At 74.5% G+C, this 22,494-nt stretch carries 23 protein-coding genes; 2 read left to right on the top strand and 21 right to left on the bottom strand.

The features are described from left to right. A partial coding sequence (locus KK617_RS08975; protein ID WP_277499567.1) for a hypothetical protein occupies positions 1-298 on the bottom strand: 298 nt, incomplete at its 3' end. A gap of 229 nt (positions 299-527) precedes the next feature. Here KK617_RS08975 and disA point away from each other — a divergent pair. After that, positions 528-1,586, top strand: coding sequence for a DNA integrity scanning diadenylate cyclase DisA (gene disA / locus KK617_RS08970; protein ID WP_277499577.1), 1,059 nt, complete (start codon positions 528-530; stop codon positions 1,584-1,586). Positions 1,587-1,612: 26 nt separating this feature from the next. On the opposite strand, the gene KK617_RS08965 is transcribed toward disA, so the two are convergent. Next, positions 1,613-2,362, bottom strand: a complete 750-nt coding sequence (locus KK617_RS08965) for a hypothetical protein (protein WP_277499566.1) — start codon at positions 2,360-2,362, stop codon at positions 1,613-1,615. Positions 2,363-2,505: 143 nt separating this feature from the next. Here KK617_RS08965 and KK617_RS08960 point away from each other — a divergent pair, with 143 nt between their 5' ends. Next, positions 2,506-3,363 (top strand): A/G-specific adenine glycosylase, encoded by an 858-nt coding sequence (locus tag KK617_RS08960; protein ID WP_277499575.1) that lies wholly within the window; start codon positions 2,506-2,508, stop codon positions 3,361-3,363. 251 nt (positions 3,364-3,614) lie between these two features. Here KK617_RS08960 and KK617_RS08955 read toward each other — a convergent pair whose 3' ends face one another. The 19 genes from KK617_RS08955 to tilS form a co-directional block, all read right to left on the bottom strand. After that, complete coding sequence (locus tag KK617_RS08955; RefSeq protein ID WP_277499564.1) at positions 3,615-6,191, bottom strand: ATP-dependent Clp protease ATP-binding subunit; 2,577 nt, start codon at positions 6,189-6,191, stop codon at positions 3,615-3,617. A 200-nt stretch (positions 6,192-6,391) separates the two neighbouring features. Next, positions 6,392-6,733 (bottom strand): Lsr2 family protein, encoded by a 342-nt coding sequence (locus KK617_RS08950; protein ID WP_277499562.1) that lies wholly within the window; start codon positions 6,731-6,733, stop codon positions 6,392-6,394. Positions 6,734-6,976: 243 nt separating this feature from the next. Next, complete coding sequence (locus tag KK617_RS08945) at positions 6,977-7,819, bottom strand: type III pantothenate kinase (protein WP_277499561.1); 843 nt, start codon at positions 7,817-7,819, stop codon at positions 6,977-6,979. A gap of 1 nt (position 7,820) precedes the next feature. Beyond that, positions 7,821-8,720 carry a carboxylating nicotinate-nucleotide diphosphorylase gene (nadC, locus tag KK617_RS08940; RefSeq protein WP_277499559.1) on the bottom strand — a complete coding sequence of 300 codons (900 nt, stop codon included), beginning with the start codon at positions 8,718-8,720 and terminating at the stop codon, positions 7,821-7,823. Beyond that, positions 8,720-10,396, bottom strand: a complete 1,677-nt coding sequence (locus KK617_RS08935; RefSeq protein ID WP_277499558.1) for an L-aspartate oxidase — start codon at positions 10,394-10,396, stop codon at positions 8,720-8,722. Before KK617_RS08935 ends, nadC begins: the two co-directional genes overlap by 1 nt. Before the next feature lie 28 nt (positions 10,397-10,424). Next, positions 10,425-10,844 carry an aspartate 1-decarboxylase gene (gene panD, locus KK617_RS08930; protein ID WP_277499557.1) on the bottom strand — a complete coding sequence of 140 codons (420 nt, stop codon included), beginning with the start codon at positions 10,842-10,844 and terminating at the stop codon, positions 10,425-10,427. Between the two features lie 126 nt (positions 10,845-10,970). Continuing rightward, complete coding sequence (panC, locus tag KK617_RS08925) at positions 10,971-11,900, bottom strand: pantoate--beta-alanine ligase (RefSeq protein ID WP_277499556.1); 930 nt, start codon at positions 11,898-11,900, stop codon at positions 10,971-10,973. After that, entirely contained in the window at positions 11,897-12,889 is a 993-nt protein-coding gene (locus tag KK617_RS08920; protein ID WP_277499555.1) for a DUF2520 domain-containing protein, read from the bottom strand. Before KK617_RS08920 ends, panC begins: the two co-directional genes overlap by 4 nt. Before the next feature lie 192 nt (positions 12,890-13,081). Continuing rightward, positions 13,082-13,846, bottom strand: a complete 765-nt coding sequence (locus KK617_RS08915; RefSeq protein ID WP_277499554.1) for a hypothetical protein — start codon at positions 13,844-13,846, stop codon at positions 13,082-13,084. A 10-nt stretch (positions 13,847-13,856) separates the two neighbouring features. Further along, on the bottom strand, positions 13,857-14,984 hold the full coding sequence (locus KK617_RS08910) for a GNAT family N-acetyltransferase (protein ID WP_277499553.1): 1,128 nt from the start codon (positions 14,982-14,984) through the stop codon (positions 13,857-13,859). A gap of 88 nt (positions 14,985-15,072) precedes the next feature. Next, positions 15,073-15,678 (bottom strand): hypothetical protein, encoded by a 606-nt coding sequence (locus KK617_RS08905; protein ID WP_277499552.1) that lies wholly within the window; start codon positions 15,676-15,678, stop codon positions 15,073-15,075. Between the two features lie 10 nt (positions 15,679-15,688). Continuing rightward, entirely contained in the window at positions 15,689-16,126 is a 438-nt protein-coding gene (locus tag KK617_RS08900; protein ID WP_277499550.1) for a DUF3180 domain-containing protein, read from the bottom strand. 67 nt (positions 16,127-16,193) lie between these two features. Continuing rightward, positions 16,194-16,766 carry a 2-amino-4-hydroxy-6-hydroxymethyldihydropteridine diphosphokinase gene (gene folK / locus KK617_RS08895; RefSeq protein ID WP_277499548.1) on the bottom strand — a complete coding sequence of 191 codons (573 nt, stop codon included), beginning with the start codon at positions 16,764-16,766 and terminating at the stop codon, positions 16,194-16,196. Then, complete coding sequence (folB, locus tag KK617_RS08890) at positions 16,763-17,131, bottom strand: dihydroneopterin aldolase (protein WP_277499546.1); 369 nt, start codon at positions 17,129-17,131, stop codon at positions 16,763-16,765. Before folB ends, folK begins: the two co-directional genes overlap by 4 nt. Further along, positions 17,128-18,018, bottom strand: a complete 891-nt coding sequence (folP, locus tag KK617_RS08885) for a dihydropteroate synthase (protein ID WP_277499574.1) — start codon at positions 18,016-18,018, stop codon at positions 17,128-17,130. Before folP ends, folB begins: the two co-directional genes overlap by 4 nt. Before the next feature lie 44 nt (positions 18,019-18,062). Further along, positions 18,063-18,674 (bottom strand): GTP cyclohydrolase I FolE, encoded by a 612-nt coding sequence (folE, locus tag KK617_RS08880; protein WP_277499545.1) that lies wholly within the window; start codon positions 18,672-18,674, stop codon positions 18,063-18,065. Continuing rightward, complete coding sequence (gene ftsH, locus KK617_RS08875) at positions 18,671-20,710, bottom strand: ATP-dependent zinc metalloprotease FtsH (RefSeq protein ID WP_277499544.1); 2,040 nt, start codon at positions 20,708-20,710, stop codon at positions 18,671-18,673. Before ftsH ends, folE begins: the two co-directional genes overlap by 4 nt. 167 nt (positions 20,711-20,877) lie before the next feature. After that, the gene (gene hpt / locus KK617_RS08870; protein ID WP_277499542.1) at positions 20,878-21,429 is read right to left on the bottom strand and encodes a hypoxanthine phosphoribosyltransferase; all 552 of its coding nucleotides are present in this window, start codon (positions 21,427-21,429) and stop codon (positions 20,878-20,880) included. A gap of 43 nt (positions 21,430-21,472) precedes the next feature. Further along, positions 21,473-22,486: a tRNA lysidine(34) synthetase TilS gene (gene tilS / locus KK617_RS08865; RefSeq protein ID WP_277499541.1), complete on the bottom strand. Its 1,014-nt coding sequence runs from the start codon at positions 22,484-22,486 to the stop codon at positions 21,473-21,475. Positions 22,487-22,494: the final 8 nt, after the last annotated feature.

Genomic DNA, 22,494 nt, shown 5'->3' with positions numbered 1-22,494 from the left:
CGGCCCGCGGCGCCGCGGGGCGGGGCAGCGGGAGCGTGGGCTCGGGGCGACCGGTGTCGCGCTCGGCGGGGCTCCCGGTGCGCAGCGGCACGGTCGGCTCGTCGTCCACGGAGGCGCCGCCCGCCCGGGACGCGCCGGGCCGCGTGGCGGTCGGCGTACCGACGGGGGCGACCGGCGCGGCGTGGCGCCCCGGAGCAGGGCGCTGCTCCCCCGTCGTACGGGCCCAGACCCAGGCCAGGACAGCGCCGATGACGGCACCCACCCCGGCGACCACCATGAAGATCACCACTGGACCCACCGCCCCTCGCTCGACCTGCCCGTGTATGCCCCGAGGCCGGTCGGGTCATGCTACGGCGGCGCGTCGGGCGCGGCGAGGGGATCGGGCGAGCCCGGGAGACCCGGGGCGCGCCACGCCCTACCAAAGGCGGACGTCGTCTGCCACCGGCGGCCCTAGACTCGGGCCGGCGCCCGTGCGGGCGCGACGCAGCTCGAGGAGGAACGTGGCCGGGATCGATCGCAGCGAGGACATGCTGCGCGTGCGGGAGGTGCTGGCGTCCATCGCCCCGGGCACCGCGCTGCGCGACGGGCTGGAGCGGATCCTGCGCGGGCGCACCGGCGCCCTCATCGTGCTGGGCAACGACGCCGTGGTGGAGTCGATCTCGACGGGCGGCTTCGAGCTCGACGTGCCCTTCAGCGCCACCGGCCTGCGCGAGCTGGCCAAGATGGACGGCGCCGTCATCCTCGACGCGAACGTCAGCCGCATCCAGCGCGCCGCCGTGCACCTCATGCCGGACCACACGATCCCCTCGTTCGAGACCGGCACCCGGCACCGCACCGCCGACCGCGTCGCGAAGCAGACCGGCTTCCCGGTGATCTCGGTGTCGCAGTCGATGCAGATCATCGCGGCGTACGTCGGGTCCACCCGCCACGTGCTGGAGGACTCGGGCCAGATCCTGTCCCGCGCCAACCAGGCGATCGCGACGCTGGAGCGCTACAAGCTGCGCCTCGACGAGGTGGCCACGACGCTGTCCGCGCTGGAGATCGAGGACCTCGTGACCGTGCGCGACGTCGCGGTCGTCGCCCAGCGCCTCGAGATGGTCTCGCGCATCGCCCGCGAGATCGAGGACTACGTGCTCGAGCTCGGCACCGACGGCCGCCTGCTGTCGCTGCAGCTCGAGGAGCTCGTCACCGGCGTCGACGCCGAGCGCGAGCTGGTCGTGCGCGACTACCTGCCCTCGGGGCGCCGCGCGCCCTCGCCGGAGAAGCTGCTCGACCGCCTCGACGGCCTGTCGGCCACCGAGCTCGTCGACCCCGCCCAGGTGGCGAAGGCCCTCGGCCTCGGCACGAGCGAGCACCTGGACGGCGCCGTGGCACCGCGCGGCTACCGGCTGCTGGCGAAGGTGCCCCGCCTGCCCGCCGCCGTGGTCGACCGTCTCGTCGAGCACTTCGGCACGCTGCAGAAGCTGCTGTCCGCCGGCATCGACGACCTGCAGGCCGTCGACGGCGTCGGCGAGCTGCGCGCCCGCAACGTGCGCGAGGGGCTGTCCCGGCTCGCCGAGTCGAGCATCCTCGAGCGCTACGTCTGAGCCGGTGGCGCTGCCCGCTCGGGCGGTCAGCCCGTCGTCGCGGGAGCGGTGGGGGCGGGAGCCGTCGACTGCGGGGCCGCGCTGGTCGCGGGCGGCGCCGTCGGCGGGATCGTCCGCTCGATGATCTCGGGCTCGGGGGCCACCAGCTCGAACTGCACGTCGGTCGGCTCGCCCGCGAGGGCCGCCGCCTCCACGTGGTAGGCGCCCGGCAGCGACCACTGCATGAGCTCGCAGCCCGGGCCGGAGCGCCAGGCGGGCCACTCGACGGTCGCCACGGCCGGTTGCTCCGGGCGGAGCACGGCGTCGTCGACGCGCGCCACGGCGTCGGGGCAGTGCTGGCTCGTCCAGATGCCGTCCTCGCCCGAGGTCACCTTCACGACCACCGTGGCCGACGAGACGTTCCAGAAGCAGGCCGGCGACTCGCGGGTCGTGAGGGCCAGGGTGATGCTGACCGGCGAGCCCGCGACCGCGTCCTCGACCTGCGGGGTCACGACGACGTCCTCCGGCGCGCAGGGGCCGGTGGGGCTCGCCGGCTGGGTGGTCGTCGGCTCGGCCGCGGTGGTGGTCGGCGCCGCGTCGCCCGTCTCCTCCGCCGTCGGCGAGGCCTCGCCCGCGACCTGGGCGGCGGGCTCCCCCGCCGGCTCCTCGTCGCCGCCCCCGCCGAGCAGCCGGGCGATCGCGACGACGAGCAGGGCGGCGACGCCGAGCACCAGGCCGCGGCGCACCCAGTAGACCCGCGCCGGGTGCCGGCGACGGGGACGGGTCGGGGAAGACATGGCGCGAACGGTAGTCAGCGTGGAGGCCCCCGCCGGGCAGGCGCACCGTAGGCTCGGGCGACGTGCCCCAGCCCACCCCCACGACGCCCGGCTCCCCCGCGGTCGTCGCTCCCGCGGCCGTGGCCCCGGCGGAGCTCGAGGCGCTGCACGCCGCCGTCCTCACCTGGTACGACGAGCACGCCCGCGACCTGCCGTGGCGCCGTACCGAGGCGACCGCGTGGTCCGTCATGGTCTCGGAGTTCATGCTGCAGCAGACGCCCGTCGCGCGGGTGCTGCCGGTGCACGCCGCCTGGCTCGAGGCGTGGCCGACGCCCGCCGACCTGGCCGCCGCCGGCACCGGCGAGGCGGTGCGGGCGTGGGGGCGGCTCGGCTACCCGCGGCGCGCCCTGCGGCTGCACGCGGCGGCCACCGCGATCGTGGAGCGGCACGGCGGCGAGGTGCCCGCGTCGTACGACGACCTGCTGGCCCTGCCGGGGGTCGGTGACTACACGGCGGCGGCCATCGCGTCCTTCGCGCACGCGCGGCGCCACGTCGTGCTCGACACCAACGTGCGGCGCGTGATCGGGCGGGCGGTGGCGGGCGTCGAGCACCCGGCGCGCTCGGTCACCCGCGCCGAGCGCGACCTGGCCGCGTCCCTGCTGCCCGACGAGGCACCCGTCGCGGCGACCTGGAACGTCGGGCTGATGGAGCTCGGCGCGCTCGTCTGCACGGCGACCTCGCCGGCGTGCCCCCGCTGCCCGCTGGCGGAGCGGTGCGCGTGGGTGGCGGCCGGGCGGCCGGCGTACGACGGGCCGCCCCGCCCCGTGCAGACGTACGCCGGCACCGACCGGCAGTGCCGCGGCCGCCTGCTCGGCGCCGTGCGCGACGCCGACGGCCCGGTGCCGGCCTCGACGCTGGAGGCGCAGTGGGCCGACGCGACGCAGCGCGAGCGGTGCCTGGCCAGCCTCCTGGCCGACGGCCTGCTCGCGCAGGTCGGGCCCACGACGTACGCGCTGCCCTGACGCGGCGCCGTACCCCGCCCCGGACGTCATACAGACCCGAGGCCAGGGGCCACGCTCCGCATGACGTCCCCCGCACCACACCGGCGAGCGCCCCGGACGTCATACCGACCCGAGGCCAGCGACCTCCCTTCGCATGACGTCCGCGTCCGCCGGCGGCACGGCACGCGGCCCGCAGACACGACAGCGGCCCGTGCGCCGGAGCGCACGGGCCGCTGCTGGTCACCGCCCGGGTCTCGCCGGGCGGCGGAGGATCAGTCCTCCGGGCTCCGCGGGATGTCCACGGGACCCTCGGTCTCCTCGGTCGGGTCGCCCTTCGTCAGCTCGACGCCGGCCGCCTCGAGGGGCGGCATGTCGGGCATGGCGCCGACCTTCTGGCCCTTGAAGGTGAAGGTCGCCGTCGGGCCCTCGCCGTCGGCGTCGACCAGCACGATCTGACCGGGGCCGACCTCGCCGAAGAGCATCTTCTCGGCCAGGGTGTCCTCGATCTCGCGCTGCACCGTGCGGCGCAGCGGACGCGCACCGAGCACCGGGTCGAAGCCGCGCTTGGCGAGCAGGTCCTTCGCAGCCTGCGTCACCTCCAGCGACATGTCGCGGTCCTTCAGGCGCAGCTCCACCGACGCGATCATGTTGTCGACCATCGAGATGATCTGCTCCTGGTTCAGGGGCGGGAACACGATGATCTCGTCGACACGGTTGAGGAACTCGGGGCGGAAGTGCTGCTTGAGCTCCTCCGACACCTTGTTCTTCATCCGGTCGTACGAACCCGCGGCGTCACCGGTCTGGGCGAAACCGAGGTTCACGCCCTTCGCGATGTCACGCGTGCCGAGGTTCGTCGTCATGATGATGACGGTGTTCTTGAAGTCGACCACCCGACCCTGGGAATCGGTCAGGCGACCCTCCTCCAGGATCTGCAGCAGCGAGTTGAAGATGTCCGGGTGGGCCTTCTCGACCTCGTCGAAGAGCACCACCGAGAACGGCTTGCGCCGCACCTTCTCCGTGAGCTGGCCACCCTCCTCGTAACCGACGTAACCGGGGGGAGAACCGAAGAGGCGGGAAACGGTGTGCTTCTCGCCGAACTCGCTCATGTCGAGCTGGATGAGCGCGTCCTCGTCACCGAAGAGGAATTCCGCCAGCGTCTTCGAGAGCCACGTCTTACCGACACCGGACGGGCCGGCGAAGATGAACGAGCCACCGGGACGCTTCGGGTCCTTCAGACCGGCACGCGTACGACGGATCGCCCGCGAGAGGGCCTTGACGGCCTCCTCCTGGCCGATGACGCGCTTGTGGAGCTCGTCCTCCATGTTGAGCAGGCGGGACGACTCCTCCTCGCTCAGCTTCACGATCGGGATGCCCGTCGCGACGGCGAGCACCTCGGCGATCAGCTCCTCGTCGACCTCGGCGACGACGTCCATGTCGCCGGAGCGCCACTGCTTCTCGCGGTCGGCCTTCTTGAGGATGAGCTGCTTCTCCTCGTCGCGGAGCGCGGCGGCGGCCTCGAAGTCCTGACCGTCGATGGCCGCCTCCTTGCGGACGCGCACCTCGGCGATCTTGTCGTCGTACTCCTTGAGGTCGGCGGGCGCCGTCATGCGCTTGATGCGCAGGCGGGAGCCGGCCTCGTCGATGAGGTCGATCGCCTTGTCCGGCAGGAACCGGTCGGAGATGTAGCGGTCGGCGAGCGTGGCCGCCGAGACGAGCGCCTCGTCGGTGATCGTCACCCGGTGGTGCGCCTCGTAGCGGTCCCGCAGGCCCTTGAGCATCTCGATCGTGTGCGCGATCGAGGGCTCGGCCACCTGGATGGGCTGGAAGCGGCGCTCGAGGGCGGCGTCCTTCTCCAGGTACTTGCGGTACTCGTCCAGCGTGGTCGCGCCGATGGTCTGCAGCTCGCCGCGCGCCAGCATCGGCTTGAGGATGCTCGCCGCGTCGATCGCGCCCTCGGCCGCACCGGCCCCGACGAGGGTGTGGATCTCGTCGATGAACAGCACGATGTCGCCGCGCGTGCGGATCTCCTTGAGCACCTTCTTCAGGCGCTCCTCGAAGTCACCGCGGTAGCGCGAGCCGGCGACCAGGGCGCCGAGGTCGAGCGTGTAGATGTGCTTGTCCTTCAGCGTCTCCGGCACGTTGCCCTTGACGATGTCCTGCGCCAGGCCCTCGACGACCGTCGTCTTGCCGACGCCGGGCTCGCCGATGAGGACCGGGTTGTTCTTCGTGCGGCGCGAGAGGATCTGCATGACCCGCTCGATCTCGGACTCGCGGCCGATGACCGGGTCCAGCTTGCCCTCGCGGGCCGCCTGCGTCAGGTTGCGACCGAACTGGTCGAGCACCAGCGACGAGGACGGGGCCTCGCTGCCGGAGCCGCCCGTGCTGGCCGCGGCACCCGCGCTCTCCTTGCCCTGGAAACCGCTGAGCAGCTGGATGACCTGCTGCCGCACGCGGTTCAGGTCGGCGCCCAGCTTCTGCAGCACCTGGGCGGCGACGCCCTCACCCTCGCGGATGAGGCCGAGCAGGATGTGCTCGGTGCCGATGTAGGAGTGACCGAGCTGCAGCGCCTCGCGCAGCGACAGCTCGAGCACCTTCTTGGCTCGGGGGGTGAAGGGGATGTGACCACTGGGGGCCTGCTGGCCCTGGCCGATGATCTCCTCGACCTGGGCGCGGACGGCCTCGAGCGAGATGTCCAGGCTCTCCAGGGCCTTCGCCGCGACACCCTCGCCCTCGTGGATCAGCCCGAGCAGGATGTGCTCGGTGCCGATGTAGTTGTGGGAGAGCATGCGGGCCTCTTCCTGGGCCAGCACGACCACCCGACGGGCTCGGTCAGTGAACCGCTCGAACATGTGCGCCTCGATCCTTCTCGATACCGCGACGCGCCAGCGCCGCGGGTGGGCCGGGCGACCCCGCCAGAGGCCGCTCGTACACCGGAGATCAACTCCCGGTCCAGACTACGTGTTCCCCTCCAGACACCCACCGGGGTCTGCTCACAGCGAACAGACCCCGGTGGCGCACGGAGCGTGGAGAGGGCTCGCTCGGTACGGCGTCAGTGCGCGGCGTCGTACGCCTCGCGGATCTCGGCCGACACGCGGCCGCGGTCGGGGACCTCCCAGCCGTTCTCGCGGGCCCACTCGCGGACCTCCTTGGTCGACGGGCCGTCGGAGGCCGCCGCCGCGGACGACGAGGACGACGTACGGCGCGCCCGCCGGTTGCCGCCCGACTTGCGGGCGTGCCCGACGTAGCCGGCCAGCGCCTCGCGCAGGGCCTCGGCGTGCTCGTCGTTGAGGTCGATCTCGTACTCGGCGCCGTCGAGACCGAACGAGACCGTCTGCGTCGCCTCGCTGCCGTCGATGTCGTCGACGAGGACGATGTTCACCTTCTGCGCCATTTCCCACCACTTTCCCAGGAGTCGACCGGAAAACCGGCCGGGAATGAATTACTGCTCGATCATGGCAGAAAGGAGCGCGACATTCAGCACCGGGTCGACCCGTGCGGGGAATTGCATTTCGTGATGTCGTCGACGGAGCGGATGCGAAAGCCCGAGGAGAACGGGCGACGGCCGGCGGGAATGCGGGCGGAGTCGACCGGGGAAAAGGGGGTAGGAGGTGCAGCGGAAAAGAGACCGACTGCCTCAGGACGCGTTGCGGCGGAACACCAGCTCGAGACCGCGCGCGGTGAGCCACGGGTCGTGCCGGTCGATACCGGCGCACTCCTCGCTCACGAGCGGGGCGAGATACCCGGTCGACACGACGCGCAGGTCCGCCACGCTCGTGCCGATCTCGGCGGCCACCCGGGCCACGAGTCCCTCGACCTGCGCCAGCACGCCGAAGTAGAGGCCCGCCTGGATCGCCTCCACCGTGTTCTTGGCGACGACCGAGCGCGGACGCACCAGCTCGACGCGCCGCAGCTGCGCCGTACGCCGGTCGAGGGCCTCGGCGGCGACCTCGACGCCGGGCGCGATGAGCCCGCCGACGTACTGCCCCTTCGCGTTCACCACGTCGAGGGTGGTCGCGGTGCCGAGGTCGACGACGACGACCGGCCGGCCCGGCTCCGCGTGGTAGGTCGCCGCGGCCAGCGCGTTGACGATGCGGTCCGCGCCGACCTCGCGCGGGTTGTCGACCAGCACGGGGATGCCCGTCCGTACCCCCGCCCCGACGACGACGTGCGGCACCTGCGGCAGGTGGCGCGCCAGCATCCCGCGCCACTCGTGGAGCACGCCCGGCACAGTCGAGGCGATGGCGACGCCCGTCAGCGACCGGATGCCGTCCGGCAGCGGCTGCGCGGGCCCGCCTTCGGCGAGCAGCGAGGTGAGCAGCGCGGCCCACTCGTCCGCCGTACGGCGCTCGTCGGTCGCCACCCGCCAGTCGGCGAGCGGCGTCTCGCCGTCCAGCAGGCTCAGCACGGTGCGGGTGTTGCCGATCGCGACGCAGAGCAGCCGGGAGCCGGCGGCGGGCGGTGGCAGTGGGGTGCTCACGTCAGCCCCGCAGGTCCAGGCCCAGGTCGAAGACCGTGACGGAGTGGGTGAGCGCGCCGACGGAGATGTAGTCGACGCCCGTGGCCGCCACCTCGGTGGCACGGGCGATGGTGAGGCCCCCGGAGGCCTCGAGCGTCGCGCGGCCACCCGTGATCGCGACCGCCTCGGCCATCGTCGCCGTGGTCATGTTGTCGAGCAGCACCCAGTCGCAGCCCACCTCGAGCAGCTGGCGCAGCTCGTCGAGCTCGGTGACCTCCACGACGACCCGGACGTCGGGGTAGGCCGCCCGCACGGCCTCGTACGCCGGCACGACCCCGCCGGCGGCGACCACGTGGTTGTCCTTCACCATCGCGACGTCCGACAGGCTGAACCGGTGGTTCACGCCGCCGCCGCAGCGCACGGCGTACTTCTGCAGCGCGCGCATGCCGGGCAGCGTCTTGCGGGTGTCGAGCACGCGCGCCCGCGTGCCCTCGAGCGCCGCGACCCAGGCGGCGGTCGCGGTGGCGACGCCCGAGAGGTGGCTGGCGTAGTTGAGCGCGACCCGCTCGGCGGTCAGCAGGCCGCGGGTGGGGCCGGCGACGCGCAGCACGAGGTCGCCCGCCGCGACGCGGTCGCCGTCGGGGCGCCGGTCGGTGACCTCGACGTCGTCGCCCATGACGTAGCGGAACACCAGCTCGGCGAGCGCCAGGCCGGCGACGACCCCGGGCTCGCGGGCCGCCATCTCGGCGACGCCGCGGGCGGCGGCCGGGATGGTGGCGGCGCTCGTGACGTCCTCGCCCGGCAGGTCCTCGTCGATGGCCGCGGCCACGGCGGAGTGCAGGGCGGCGGCGGACAGGCCGGCGGCCTCGATCTCGGCGAGCAGTGCGGCGGGCATCGCGTCGAGGGGGTGGCGCGCGAGCATCAGGGGGTCGTCTCCTCGGTGCGGGTGGGTGCGGCGGCGAGCGCGACCCGACGTACGCCCTCGTGGACCGTGACGTCGAAGTGGCCCGGGAAGTGGTCGTCGGTGTCGGGGTGGTCCTCGCGCCAGTGGGACCCGCGGGTCTCGGTGCGCAGGGCGGCGGCCGCGGCGAGGGCGTCGGCGACGGTGAGGAGGTTGGTGGTCTCCCAGGCGTCGACGTCGACCCGGTCGGCCGGTACGGCGGCCAGCCCCGCGAGCCGCGCGTGCGCCTCGGCGAGCCCCGTGGCGCTGCGCAGCACGCCGACGCGCTCGGTCATGACCGCCTGCAGCTCGGCGCGCACGTCGCCGCTGACGAGGCCGGCGGGCCGGCGGTCGTCGGCGGGCTCGGACCAGCCCCGCAGCTCGCCGGGCAGCACGGTCGCGATGCGCCGCGAGAACACGAGGCCCTCGAGCAGGGAGTTCGAGGCGAGGCGGTTGGCGCCGTGCACGCCCGAGCAGGCCACCTCGCCGGTGGCGTAGAGGCCCGGCACGCCGGTGCGCCCCCACAGGTCGGTGCGCACGCCGCCGGACGCGTAGTGGCAGGCCGGGGCGACGGGGATGAGGTCGGTGGCCGGGTCCACGCCGTACCGCTCGCAGGTGGCGAGGATCGTGGGGAAGCGGCGCTCCCAGAACTCCCGCCCCAGGGCGCGGGCGTCGAGCCACACGTGCGGGCGGCCCGTCGCGTGCATGCGGCGGGTGATGGCCTTGGCGACGACGTCGCGCGGCGCGAGGTCGCCGAGCTCGTGCACGCCCTCCATCACGCGGCGACCACCCTCCTCGGGCGGGCCGTCGACGAGCACGGCGCCCTCGCCGCGCACCGCCTCGGAGATGAGGGGCTGCTGACCCAGCGCGTCGGGGCCCAGGTAGAGCACCGTGGGGTGGAACTGCACGAACTCCAGGTCGCGCAGGGTGGCGCCCGCCCGCAGGGCCAGCGCCATGCCGTCGCCGGTGGTGACCGACGGGTTCGTGGTCTGCTGGAAGACCTGGCCGAGGCCGCCGCTGGCGAGCACCACCGCGCGGCACAGCACCGCGCCGACACCGTCGCGCTGCCCCTCGCCCAGCACGTGGAGGGTCAGGCCGGCGACGCCGCCGTCGGCGGCGAGCAGGAGGTCGACGGCCAGGGCGTGCTGCACCACCTCGACCTCGGGGTCCCGCTGCACGGCCGCGATGAGCGCCCGCTGGATCTCCGCGCCCGTCGCGTCGCCGCCCGCGTGGGCGATGCGGTCGCGGTGGTGGCCGCCCTCCCGGGTCAGCGACAGCTCGCCGTCGGGGTCGTGGTCGAACTGCGCCCCCAGGCCGATGAGCTCGCGGACCGCCTCGGGCCCCTCGGTGACGAGCACCCGCACCGCCTCGCCGTCGCAGGCGCCGGCGCCCGCGACGAGGGTGTCGAGCTCGTGCTCGGCCGGGGTGTCACCGGGCCCGAGGGCCGCTGCGATCCCGCCCTGGGCCCACTGGGTGGAGCCGGCGTCGAGCACCGTCTTCGTGACCACCAGCACCCGGCCCACGCCGGCCGCGCGGAGCCGCAGCGCCGCGGTCAACCCGGCGATGCCGGAGCCGACCACGACCACGTCGGCCCGCGTCGTCCAGCCCGGCTCGGGCGCGCTCAGCCGCTGCGGCAGGCGAGTGGTCGGGGTGCTCATGGGGGTGGAGTCTCGCAGCACCGCGCGCTCAGCGCGCGGCCAGCGTGTCCCCGCGCACCAGGCCCGAGCCGGCGAGCGCCTCGGCCGGGTCGAAGCCCGTGGCGAGGATCTTGTTGTCGGCGTCGACGAAGACGACGTGCGGCTGGAACTCCTTGGCCTCCGCCGTCTCCATCTGGCCGTAGCCGATGAGGATCACGAGGTCGCCGGGCTGCACGAGGCGGGCCGCGGCGCCGTTGATGCCGATGACGCCCGAGCCGCGCTCGCCGGCGATCGTGTAGGTCTCGAGGCGGGCGCCGTTGGTGATGTCGACGATGTGGACGAGCTCGCCGGCCAGCAGGTCGGCGGCGTCGAGGAGGTCCTCGTCGACGGTGACCGAGCCGACGTAGTGCAGGTCGGCCTGCGTCACGGTCGCGCGGTGGATCTTGCTCTTCATCATGGTGCGCAGCATCGGAGGTCTCCTCGGTGCTCGTGGGGGTGCGGGGTGGTGGGGCGGTTCGGTGAGGTTTCCCCGCCTAGGCGGGGAAACCTGTGGTCTACGGCTGATGCCTAGGCCGTGAAGCACAGGGATACCCGGCTAGGCGGGGAAACCTGGGGCTCCGGTGGCTCGCAGGTCCAGCGGCAGGTTGTCGATGAGGCGGGTCGCGCCGAGGCGGGCGGCGACCAGCACGCGGCCCTCGCGGGGGTCGGTGCGGGCCGGGTCGACCTCGGCCAGGTCGGCCTCGGTCACGACGAGGTAGTCGACCTCCACCTGCGGCGCCTCCGCCAGCACGGTCGCCGCGGCCTGCCGGGCCGCGTCCACGCCGTACGACGCGTGGTCGGCCGCGGCGCTCAGCGCGCGGGAGAGCACGACGGCGAGGCGACGCTGCTCCGCGTCGAGGTAGCGGTTGCGCGAGCTGAGCGCCAGGCCGTCGGCCTCGCGGACCGTCTCGGCGCCGACGACCTCGACCGGCAGGCACAGGTCGGCGGCCATGCGTCGCACGAGCGCGAGCTGCTGGTAGTCCTTCTGGCCGAACACCGCGACGTCGGGCTGCACGAGGCCGAACAGCTTGGCCACGACGGTCAGCACGCCGCGGAAGTGACCGGGGCGGCTGGCGCCCTCGAGCACCGTGGCCAGGGGCCCGGGCTCGACCGTCACCTGCGGGTCGCCGCCGGGGTAGACCTCGTCGACGGCCGGCGCGAACACCACGTCGACGCCCTCCGCGGCGCAGAGCGCCAGGTCGGCGTCGAGCGTGCGCGGGTAGCGGTCGAGGTCCTCGCCCTCCCCGAACTGCAACGGGTTGACGAAGATCGACACGACGACGGCCCCGTCGGCCCCGACGTGGTCGCGGGCGACCCGCACCAGGCTGGCGTGGCCCTCGTGGAGCGCGCCCATCGTCGGCACGAACGCCACCCGGCCGCCGCGCGCGCGGACCACGGCGAGCTCGTGCTGGAGCGCCGCGCGGGTGGGGGCGAGGGCGGGGGCGAGCGCCGCGGACGGCGGGGTCGGACGCACGGTCGTCGTCATCGGGCCACGTCCTCGGGGCTGATGGCGCTGGTGGGGGTGGCGGGGGTGGCGGGCGCGGTCGCCGGCTCGCCCTCGAGCGCGGCCAGCAGGTGGCCGGCGCGCAGCGGCAGGAGGCGACCGTCGGTGGCGGCCCGGCCGACGGTGGCGCGGGCCAGCGCGGCGTACGACGCCGAGGCCTGCGGCGCGTGGGCCGCGACCTCCGCCACGTGGGTGGCGACCGTGCCGACGTCGCCGCGCACGACGGGGCCGGTGAGGGCGGCGTCGCCGGCCCGCAGGGCGTTGTCGAGCGCCGCGGTGAGCAGCGGGCGCAGCACGTCGGCCGGACCGGCGGTGTCCCCGGGCTCCCCGGGCTCCCCGGGCTCCCCCGTCGGCGTGGCGGCGGCCAGCATCTCGAGCGCCTCGGCGACGAGCGTGACCAGGTGGTTCGCGCCGTGGGCCAGCGCGGCGTGGTAGAGCGGGCGCCGCTCCTCCGCCACCCGCACGACCCGACCGCCGAGGTCGGCGACGAGCCCGTCGGCGAGCGCGGACTCCTCGGGGCCGGTGGTCACGCCGTACGCGCACCCGCGCAGGCGCGGCAGGTCGGTCTCCGTACCGGTGAAGGTCATGGCCGGGTGCAGCGCCACCGCCCGCGCGCCGACCGCGACGGCCGGGGCGAGCGCGGCGACGCCGTGGGCGCCCGAGGTGTGGAGGACGACCTGGCCGGCGTGCAGCGCGCCGCTCGCGGCGAGCACGCGCACCACGTTGCCGAGCATGTCGTCGGGAACGGTGAGCAGCAGCAGGTCGCAGGCGCGGGCGACGGCGGAGGGCTTCTGCAGCGGTACGTCGGGCAGCAGCGCCGCGGCCCGCCGGCGGGAGGCCGTCGACTCGCCGGAGGCGGCGACGACCGTGTGCCCGGCGTCGGCCAGGGCCGACGCGAGCACGGCACCGACGCGGCCGGTGCCGATGACGCCCACGCGCAGGGCGTGCGGGCGGGGCATGTCTGACGACATGGTCCGAACCTCTCGTTCCCGTCCCTCCGACCACCCCTCGCGGGGCCGGTGTGGGTACCGGACGTTGTCTCGAACGGTGCGGCCGGACGACCCGGCCGCTCAGTGCAACGGGAACGTTACGCCCGTGCTTCCAACCGGGGAACAGACCGGTCGGTGACCTGGCTCACGACGTGCCGCGGCGACGGCGCGGCGTCAGCGGCGGACGTGCACGAGGCGCGTCGGGCCGTCGCCGTCGACGAGGACCGAGCCCGTCGCCTCGGCGACCGCGTCGAGCGCCACCCCGGCGACGATGTCGCGCGACCCGTCGGGCACGAGCACCGGGTGGTCGCGGGACCCGGGGCAGCGCAGCGAGCCGTCGAACGGCCGGGCGGCGCGGGTGTGCCCGGACTCGACGGCGACCGCGCGGCCGCCGGGCCCGAGGCTCCGCACGACGTCACGCCACGCGGCGTCGCGGGCCGTGCCGACCTCCGCGCGGGCCCCCGGACCGCCGTCGGCGACGGGCCACCACTCCTGCAGCCAGCGGCCCACCTGCTGCGGCACGCCGGTCTCGACGAGGCGGGCGCCGAGGCGCTCGCGGCCGGTCACGGGGTCGACGTGCACGATCCGCGGGTAGCCGTCGCGGTCGACCTGCACCACGTGGGTCGGCACGTGGGCGAGCCAGTCCGCGGCGAGCACGGTGCCGCCGTACCCCGCCGGGAGGTCGAACCGGATCGCGGTCGTGGGGAGCACCCGGACGATGTCGGGCGTCAGCACGCCCATCGAGCCGAGCAGCACGAGCTCCTCGGGCCGCTCCGTGGCCAGCAGGTCGAGCACCGCGTCGCGCGCCTGCAGCAGCGTCGGCGGGTGGGCGCGCAGGAAGCCCCCGGCCGTGCCGTAGAGCGCCGCGTCCCACGCCTGCTTCCAGGTCGGCTCCCCGGGCGGCGGGAGCGCCGGCATCCCGAGGCTCGTGGGGCTCACGGCGACGACCTCAGGCCGGGTCCGCGGCGTCGTCCGCCGGGGAGCCCGCCGCGTCGTCCGTGACGGGGACGTCCTTGTGCCACGACTGGGTGAGGTACGACGACGTCCAGCCCATCGAGGTGTAGAGCCCGTCGGCGCCCGTCGGCGAGTCCGCGTCGACCTCGAGCCCGACCCGGTTGCGGCCCCGCAGCGCGGCGTCGGCGATCACGGTGTGCAGCAGCCCCTTCGCCACCCCGCGGCCGCGGGCGTTGGCGAGGACGCCGAGGTAGTCGACGTACGAGCCGTGCGGGCCGTCGTCGGACTCGCTCTCGGTCGCCACCAGCGCGCCGGCCGGCTCGGCCTCGTCGCCGTCGACGATCTCGGCCAGCCACCAGTGGTCCCACCGGTGGCCCGGGTCCTGGCGCAGCCGGTGCACGAACTCCGCGAACGTCTCCTCGCGGGAGTTGAAGTGGTCGGTGAAGGCGCCCTCCAGCACGTGGTGCACCTTGCGGAGGTCGGCCTCGTCGGGCATGCCCGAGCCCTCGCGGCCCACGGCGCGGAAGACCACCCCGTCCTTCTCCCAGCGCTCCGGGTCGGGCACGAGGCCCGCCTCGGCCTCGGTCACCGGCCGGCTCATCTGCCACCAGGTGCGGACCCGCTCGAAGCCGGCGGCGCTGAGCCAGGCGTGCTGGCGGGGGTCGTCGGTGAACGCGCCGGTGTCGATCTGCTGGACCGGCAGGCCGCGCGCGGCGCCGACCTCGCGGGCCTGGGCCTCCGCCCAGGTCAGGAGCACCCGGGCGCAGCGGGCGGCGACCACGTGGTCCAGGTCGCGGGCGACGACGTGCAGCAGCAGCATGCGACCGGCGGCGCGGTCGTGCACGCTGCCCCAGCCCTGCACGACGCCGTCGGGGTCGCGCACCACGGCGTTCGCGCGGGTGCGGGTGCCCAGGTCGGAGATCTCGACCAGCACGCCGTCCCGGCCGGCGCCCGCCCAGCCGCGTCCGGCGACCTCGTGGCCGCGCAACAGCTCGACGAGGCGGTCGACGTCGGCGTCCACGGACGGGTCGACCCCGGTCACCGACCAGCCGTCGGGCAGGGGCGGCTCTGACGCGAGGAGCTCGTCGGGGTCGCGCTCGAATCGGCTGTCGTCCGGGATCACCCCGGTGATTCTGCCCCACCCCCGGCCGAGGACGACGGGCAGTGCCACCGGCGGGCCCGCGCGGGGCCGGGGTGGACGGGCGGAGCGCTCAGGCGCGCTTGCGCAGGTCGACGTGGGTGGTCTGCCACGCCTGCAGCTCGGCCCGCACCACGTCGAGCTCGTGCTCCAGCTCGGCGAGGCGCACGATCGCGTCGGCGGCGCGCTCCTCCGCGGCGGCGAGCCGGGTGCGCAGCGCGTCCCGCTCGGCGACGGCCGCGTCGGCCCGCTTGGCCTCCGCGTCGGCGCGGCGGGTGAGCTCGACGACCTTCTCCTGGGCGAGGCGCACGGCCTCCTCCAGCTCGCCGATCGCCTTCGAGCGCTCGGCCAGGGCGTCGTCGCGCTGGGCGAGGCGGTCGCTCATCGAGCTGACGAACTCGGCGTTCTCCTCGGTACGGCGCGCGGCGAGCGCGGCGTACTCCTTCGCCTGGGCGGCCCGGTCGCCCGCGGCCTCGCGGCGCGACGTCATGAGCTCGGTGTGGGCGATGCGCAGGGCGGCCGCACCGAGCGCGACCGCGACGGCGCCGGCGACGGCGACCGCGGGGAACGACCCGGTGGGCACGGTGGCCGCGACCAGCAGCCCGGCGACGACGATGAGCGCGACGGCCACGGCGAGGCGCGTGCTGCGCTGGCGTCGGCGGGCGGTGGGGGAAGCCATGCGCGCCACCCTAGGCGGCGTCGGGGTCCGATCGGACGCGACACGCGCGCTCGAGCAGCAGGGCTGCGACCAGCACCGATGCACCGGCGAGGGCCGCGAGGAGCGCGCGGGCCATCCGCTCCTCGGCGACGAACGACGGCGAGCCCACCCAGCTCAGGGCGTGGCCGGCGTACCCGCCGAGGAGGAGGGCGCCCACCAGCGCGCAGGCCCGGGCCAGCACGAGGCGGTTGACGGCGCGGTGGGCCGGGAGGTCCGGACGGGCCGTGGTGACCTCCCGCCGGGTGATGACGGCGGAGACGCCGAGGATCGCGGCGACCAGCGCGAGGAGCAACACCTGGGTCCAGGAGACCTCGGGCACGCTCGTGCCGGCGGCCCGCGCCAGGCGGCGCAGGAGCCAGCCGACGACGAGGCCGGCGACGACCCAGGCGGTCAGGACCCCCGGCGCCACGGGCCGGAGCCGGCGACGGTCGTCACCCGCTCCGCCGGGTCCCGGCGCGCCGGGACCCCCGGGGCCGTCAGGAGGGGGTGGAGAGGACGAGGTCGTCACGGCGGTGGACGCCCTGCGACCCGACCTTCGCGAGCAGGTCGGCGACGCGGCCGTGGTCGGGGATCTCGGCGTCGGGCTCGAGGTCGCACCAGGGCTGGAGCACGAAGGCCCGCTCGGCGGCGCGCGGGTGCGGCAGCTGGAGCCACTCCTCGTTGCTGCGGCGGTCGCCGACCACGATGAGGTCGACGTCGAGGCTGCGCGGGCTGTTCGGGATCGCGGTGCGCTCGCGACCGAACGCGTCCTCGATGGCGTGGGCGCGGTCCACGAGGCGCGCCGCGGAGAGCGTGGTGTCGAAGAGGACGACCGCGTTGAGGAAGTTCTCGGAGCCCTCGGGGGTGCCGACCGGCTCGGTCTCGTAGACCGCCGAGATGCCGGTGATCCACACGTCGGGGGTGTCGGCGAGCGCGTCGACCGCGCCCTGGAGGTTGGCGAAGCGGTCGCCGAGGTTGGACCCCAACGAGATCACGGTCCGTCGGATCGGGCGCATCTCGCCCGTCAGGGTGTCCGCGTCGATGATGTGGGGGTTCGGCGTCTCGGTCACGCGTTGCCTCGTTTCCGCTCGATCGTCAGCGCGACGTCGGAGAACGTCGCGGTGATGGGTGCGTCCGGCTTGTGCAGGGTCACCCTGGTCCATTCAACACGCTCGTCCGACAGGCAGGTGTCGGCGATCCGCTGGGCCACCCGCTCGACGAGGTCGACCGGGTCGGACTCCACGGCGGCCTTCACCGCCATGGTGAGACTTCCGTAGTCGACCGTGTCGTGCAAGTCGTCGGAGGCCGCCGCGGCCCGGGTGTCCACGCCCAGCACGAGGTCGACGACGAAGCGCTGCCCGTCGCGCCGCTCGTCGGGGAAGACCCCGTGGTGGGCGAAGCACTCGATGCCGAGGACGGCGAGCTCGTCGGTCATGTCGGTCCCGTCTGGCCGGCGTCGCCGGCGGTCGGTGGGGCGGCGGTCGGTGGGGTGGCGGTCGGTGGGGCGGCGGTCGGCGAGGTGGAGGCCCTGGCCGAGTGCCAGGCCTCCCGCACGGCGAGGGCGTCGCGGCTGGCCCGCACGTCGTGCACGCGCACGCACCACGCGCCGGCGTCCGCGAGCAGCAGGGTGAGGGCCGTGGTGGCGGCCTCCCGCCCGTCCACGGCCCGCGGCTGGTCCCCCTCGGCCAGGAGGCGGCCGAGGAACGTCTTGCGGCTGCCGCCCACGAGAAGCCGGTGGCCGAGCGCGGCGATCCGGTCGAGGCCGGCCAGCAGCTCCCAGTTGTGCTCGGCCCGCTTCGCGAACCCCAGCCCCGGGTCGAGCACGAGGCGCTCGGGGGCCACGCCCGCGGCGAGCGCCGCGTCCCGCCGTACCGCCAGCTCGTCGGCGACCTCGGTGACCACCCCGGCCGGGTACGACGCGAAGTCGGCCATGCGGTCGCTGTGGGCGCGCCAGTGCATGGCGACGTACGTCGCGCCCGCCGCCGCGGCCACCTCGAGGATGCGGGGGTCGGCGAGCCCGCCGGAGACGTCGTTGACGACGCTCGCGCCGGCGTCCAGCGCAGCCTGGGCGACCTCGGCGCGCATGGTGTCGACCGAGACGGGGACGCCGGTCGCGGCGAGCGCGCGGATGACGGGGACGACGCGACCGAGCTCCTCGGCCAGCAGCGGGCGGGTGGCGCCCGGCCGGGTCGACTCCCCCCCGATGTCGAGGAGGTCGGCGCCCTGCGCGACGAGCTCGAGGCCGTGGGCGACCGCGCGGTCGGGGTCGGCCCAGCGGCCGCCGTCGGAGAACGAGTCCGGCGTGACGTTGACGACGCCCATGAGGAGGGGCCGGTGAGGCGGGCGGGGGACGCTCACGGGCGGCCTCAGCGACGCGGGCTGTGGATGAGCGCCATCGCCTCGGCGCGGGTCGCGGGGTTGTGCATGATCCCGCGCACGGCCGAGGTGAGGGTGCGGGCGCCCGCCTTGCGCACGCCGCGCATCGTCATGCAGAGGTGCTCGGCCTCGATCACGACGATGCAGCCGCGCGGCTCGAGGATGCTCATGAGCGCGTCGGCGACCTGCGTCGTGAGCCGCTCCTGCACCTGGGGGCGCTTGGCGTACACGTCGACGAGGCGCGCCAGCTTCGACAGCCCGGTGATCTTCCCGTCGGCCGACGGGATGTAGCCGACGTGGGCCACCCCGGTGAAGGGCACGAGGTGGTGCTCGCACATGCTCCACAGCTCGATGTCGCGCACGAGGACCATCTCGTCGTGGCCGATGTCGAAGGTGGTGGTGAGGACCTCCTCCGGCCGCTGGCGCAGGCCGGCGGTGACCTCGGCGTACGCGCGGGCGACCCGGGCCGGCGTGTCCCGCAGGCCCTCGCGCTCGGGGTCCTCGCCGATGGCGGCGAGCAGCTCGCGCACGGCCGCCTCGGCCCGCTCGTGGTCGTACGGCGGGACCTCGCCGGGGTCGCTCACGGAGATGCGGTCGGTCACGGGGCCCCCGGGCCGGGCGTGCCGCCGTGGATGTCGCCGCCGGGGCCGGGGGGCGTGATGACGGTGCCGCCCTGCGGGCCCTTGGCCAGCTCGACCGTGCCGGCGCGGGCGCGCTCGCGCACCGCCTCGGGGATCTCGACCGGCGGGATGGCGGACGGGTTGCGGGTCGGCGAACCGGTCCACGCCGGGCGGACCGGACGACGGCGCAGCGCCTCGAAGATCGCGGCGATCTCCGCCTTGTCGAGCGTCTCCTTGTCGAGGAGCGCGAGCACCAGGGCGTCGAGGACGTCGCGGTTCTCCTCGAGGATGTCGAACGCCTCCTGGTGCGCGGTCGCCAGCAGCTTCTTCGTCTCGTCGTCGACCATCGCCGCGACGTCCTCGGAGTAGTTGCGCTGGTGGCCCATGTCGCGGCCCAGGAACGGCTCGCCGCCGGAGTCGCCCAGCTTGATGGCGCCGAGGCGCTCGGTCATGCCGTACTGCGTGACCATCGCGCGGGCCAGGCTCGTGGCCTTCTCGATGTCGTTCCCGGCGCCGGTGGTCGGGTCGTGGAAGATCATCTCCTCCGCGGCGCGCCCGCCCAGCATGTAGGCGAGCTTGTCGAGCATCTCGCTGCGGGTCTGGGAGTACTTGTCCTCGTCGGGCAGCACCATCGTGTAGCCCAGCGCCCGCCCGCGCGGCAGGATCGTCACCTTGTGCACGGGGTCGGTGCCCGGCAGCGCCGCGGCGACCAGGGCGTGGCCGCCCTCGTGGTAGGCGGTGATGAGCTTCTCGTGCTCGTTCATCAGGCGGGTGCGTCGCTGCGGGCCCGCGATGACGCGGTCGATGGCCTCGTCGAGCGCCGAGGGCGTGATGAGCTTCTCGTTCGACCGCGCGGTCAGCAGCGCGGCCTCGTTGAGCACGTTGGCGAGGTCGGCACCCGTGAACCCGGGGGTACGACGCGCGATCTGCAGCAGGTCGATGCCCTCGGCCATCGGCTTGCCGCGCGAGTGGACCTTGAGGATCTGGTGACGGCCCGAGAGGTCGGGGGCGTCGACCTGGATCTGGCGGTCGAAGCGGCCGGGACGCAGCAGGGCCGGGTCGAGCACGTCGGGACGGTTCGTGGCCGCGATGAGGATGACCCCGCCGCGCACGTCGAAGCCGTCCATCTCGACGAGCAGCTGGTTGAGCGTCTGCTCGCGCTCGTCGTGGCCGCCGCCCATGCCGGCGCCGCGGTGACGACCGACGGCGTCGATCTCGTCGATGAAGACGATGGCCGGGGCGTTCTCCTTCGCCTGCTCGAACAGGTCGCGGACGCGGCTCGCGCCGACACCCACGAACATCTCGACGAAGTCGGAGCCCGAGATGGAGTAGAACGGCACGCCCGCCTCGCCGGCGACGGCGCGCGCGAGCAGCGTCTTGCCCGTGCCGGGCGGGCCGTAGAGCAGCACGCCCTTGGGGATCTTGGCGCCCACGGCCTGGAACTTCGCGGGCTCGGAGAGGAACTCCTTGATCTCGCCGAGCTCCTCGATCGCCTCCTCGCAGCCGGCGACGTCGGCGAAGGTGGTCTTCGGCATGTCCTTGGTGATGAGCTTCGCCTTGGACTTGGCGAACTGCATGACACCGCGACCGCCGCCGCCCTGCACCTGGTTCATCAGGAAGATGAACAGCGCCAGGATGATGACGAAGGGCAGCAGGCTCACCAGCAGCGAGCCGAGCAGGCTGGGCTGGGGGTTCTCGGAGTTCGACTCCTCGATGGTGCCCTCGTCCACCTGCTCGCCGACGGCCTCGATGATGCCGTCCTGCTGGCCCTGCACGTAGTAGGAGACGACCTCGCGGCCGCCCTCGCGGTCCACGTCGTCGTCGAGGGTGGCCTCGATGCGCTGCTCACCGTCGACGAAGGTGATCTCGGAGACCTCGCCGTCCGCGATGTACTTCTCCATCCGCGACGTGCTGATCTCGTCCGAGCCGTCGCCGGGGGCGAGGAACTGCAGGGCGAGCAGCACGGCCACGACGGCCAGGACGATCCAGAGCCACGGCCCCTTGAACAAACGCTTCACAGGCTTCTTCCACGTACGACGGTGGACACCGGGCACAGCCGCGGCATCGAGGACTCAGGGAGCGACGCTACAGGCCCGGGCGCGTGGCGGAGCCCCTGCTCCGGCAATTCTGGCAGCACCGCCCAACCACCTCGCGGGGGCCGCGCGGTGCGGCGTACCCACGAGCGTCAGGAGTAGACGTGCGGGGCGAGCGTGCCGATGCACCGCAGGTTGCGGTAGCGCTCCTGGTAGTCGAGGCCGTAGCCGACGACGAACTCGTTGGGGATGTCCCACCCGACGTACTTCGGGGTCACCGGCATGGCCAGCGCCTCGGGCTTGCGCAGCAGCGTCGCGATCTCGACGCTGGCCGGGCCGCGGCTCGAGAGGTTGGAGATCAGCCAGCTCAGGGTCAGGCCGGTGTCGATGATCTCGTCCACGACGAGCACGTGCTTGCCGGAGATGTCGGTGTCGAGGTCCTTGAGGATCCGCACGACGCCGCTCGACTTGGTGCCCGAGCCGTACGACGACACGGCCATCCAGTCGGTCTCGACGTGGCGGTCCAGCGCCCGGGAGAGGTCGGCCATCACCATGATCGCGCCCCGCAGGACGCCGACGACCAGCAGCTCCTTCCCCGCGTAGTCCGCCTCGATCCGGCGGGCCATCTCGTCGAGCTTGGCGAGGATCTGCTCCTCGGTGAAGAGGATGTTGACCAGGTCGTCATCGACGGAGGAGGCGTCCACGAGGAGGCAGCCTGCCACAGCCGTCGCCGGTGCGGCCACGCGGTCAGGCGTCGGCGGGCGGGGTGGGCCGGAAGCGCAGGAGCGCGCCGTCGCGGTACGCCGTCACGTGGCCCGGCAGCGGGGTGGACGCGCCCCGGGGGCCGGACGCGAGCCGGTCGAGCGCCTCGACGTGCACCGCGAAGAGCTCGGCGTCCGACGCGCCCGCGGCCAGCGCGGCCCGGCGCAGCACGCGGGTGACGAGCGCGCGCGGCACGCCCGGGAGGGCCGCCGTGTCGACCTGGGTGGCCAGCCCCGTGCCCCGCACCGCCTGGCGGTGCAGCCCCGCCGCCAGCTCGTCGAGGGCGGCGAGGTCGTCCTGCAGCAGGTCCGCCGTACGGGCGAGGTTGTGGCGCACGCGCGGGTTGAGCTCGGCCTCGAGCACCGGCAGCACCGCGCGGCGCACCCGCGAGCGCAGGAACCGGGGGTCGTCGTTGTGCGGGTCGTCCCACCACGCGATCCCCTCGGCGCGGCAGGCCTCCTCGGTCTCGGCGCGGGTGACGTCGAGCAGGGGCCGGGCGAAGACCTCGAAGCGGCGCCGCATCCCGGCGATCGACCGCCCGCCCGAGCCGCGGGCCAGGCCCAGCAGCACGGTCTCGGCCTGGTCGTCGAGCGTGTGGCCCAGCAGCACCAGCGGCGCGTCGACCCGCTGGGCGACCTCGGCGAGCACCGCGTAGCGGGCCTCCCGGGCCGCGGCCTCCACGCCCAGGCCGCCCGCGGAGACCTGCACCCGGGCGGAGAAGGTCTCGTCGGCGCCCAGCGCGGCCATCTGCTCGACCACGCGCGCCGTGTGCTCCGCGGAGCCCTCCTGCAGCCCGTGGTCGACGACGACGCCGACCACCCGGGTGTCGAGGGCGTCACGGGCGCGGGAGCAGGTGAAGACGGTGGCGGCGAGGAGCGCGAGCGAGTCCGCTCCCCCGCTGCAGGCCACGACGACGACGGGCGGCGGGGCGGCACCGGGTGCGGTGAGCTCCCGGCGTACGGCGCCGCGCACCGCCGCGAGGCTGGGGGGCAGGGTCACGACCTGCG

It is taken from the genome of Nocardioides sp. ChNu-99, from assembly GCF_029493445.1.
Taxonomy (GTDB): domain Bacteria; phylum Actinomycetota; class Actinomycetes; order Propionibacteriales; family Nocardioidaceae; genus Nocardioides.
The sequence above is the reverse complement of the archived record's forward strand: the minus strand, read 5'-3'. Positions and strand labels throughout refer to the sequence as shown.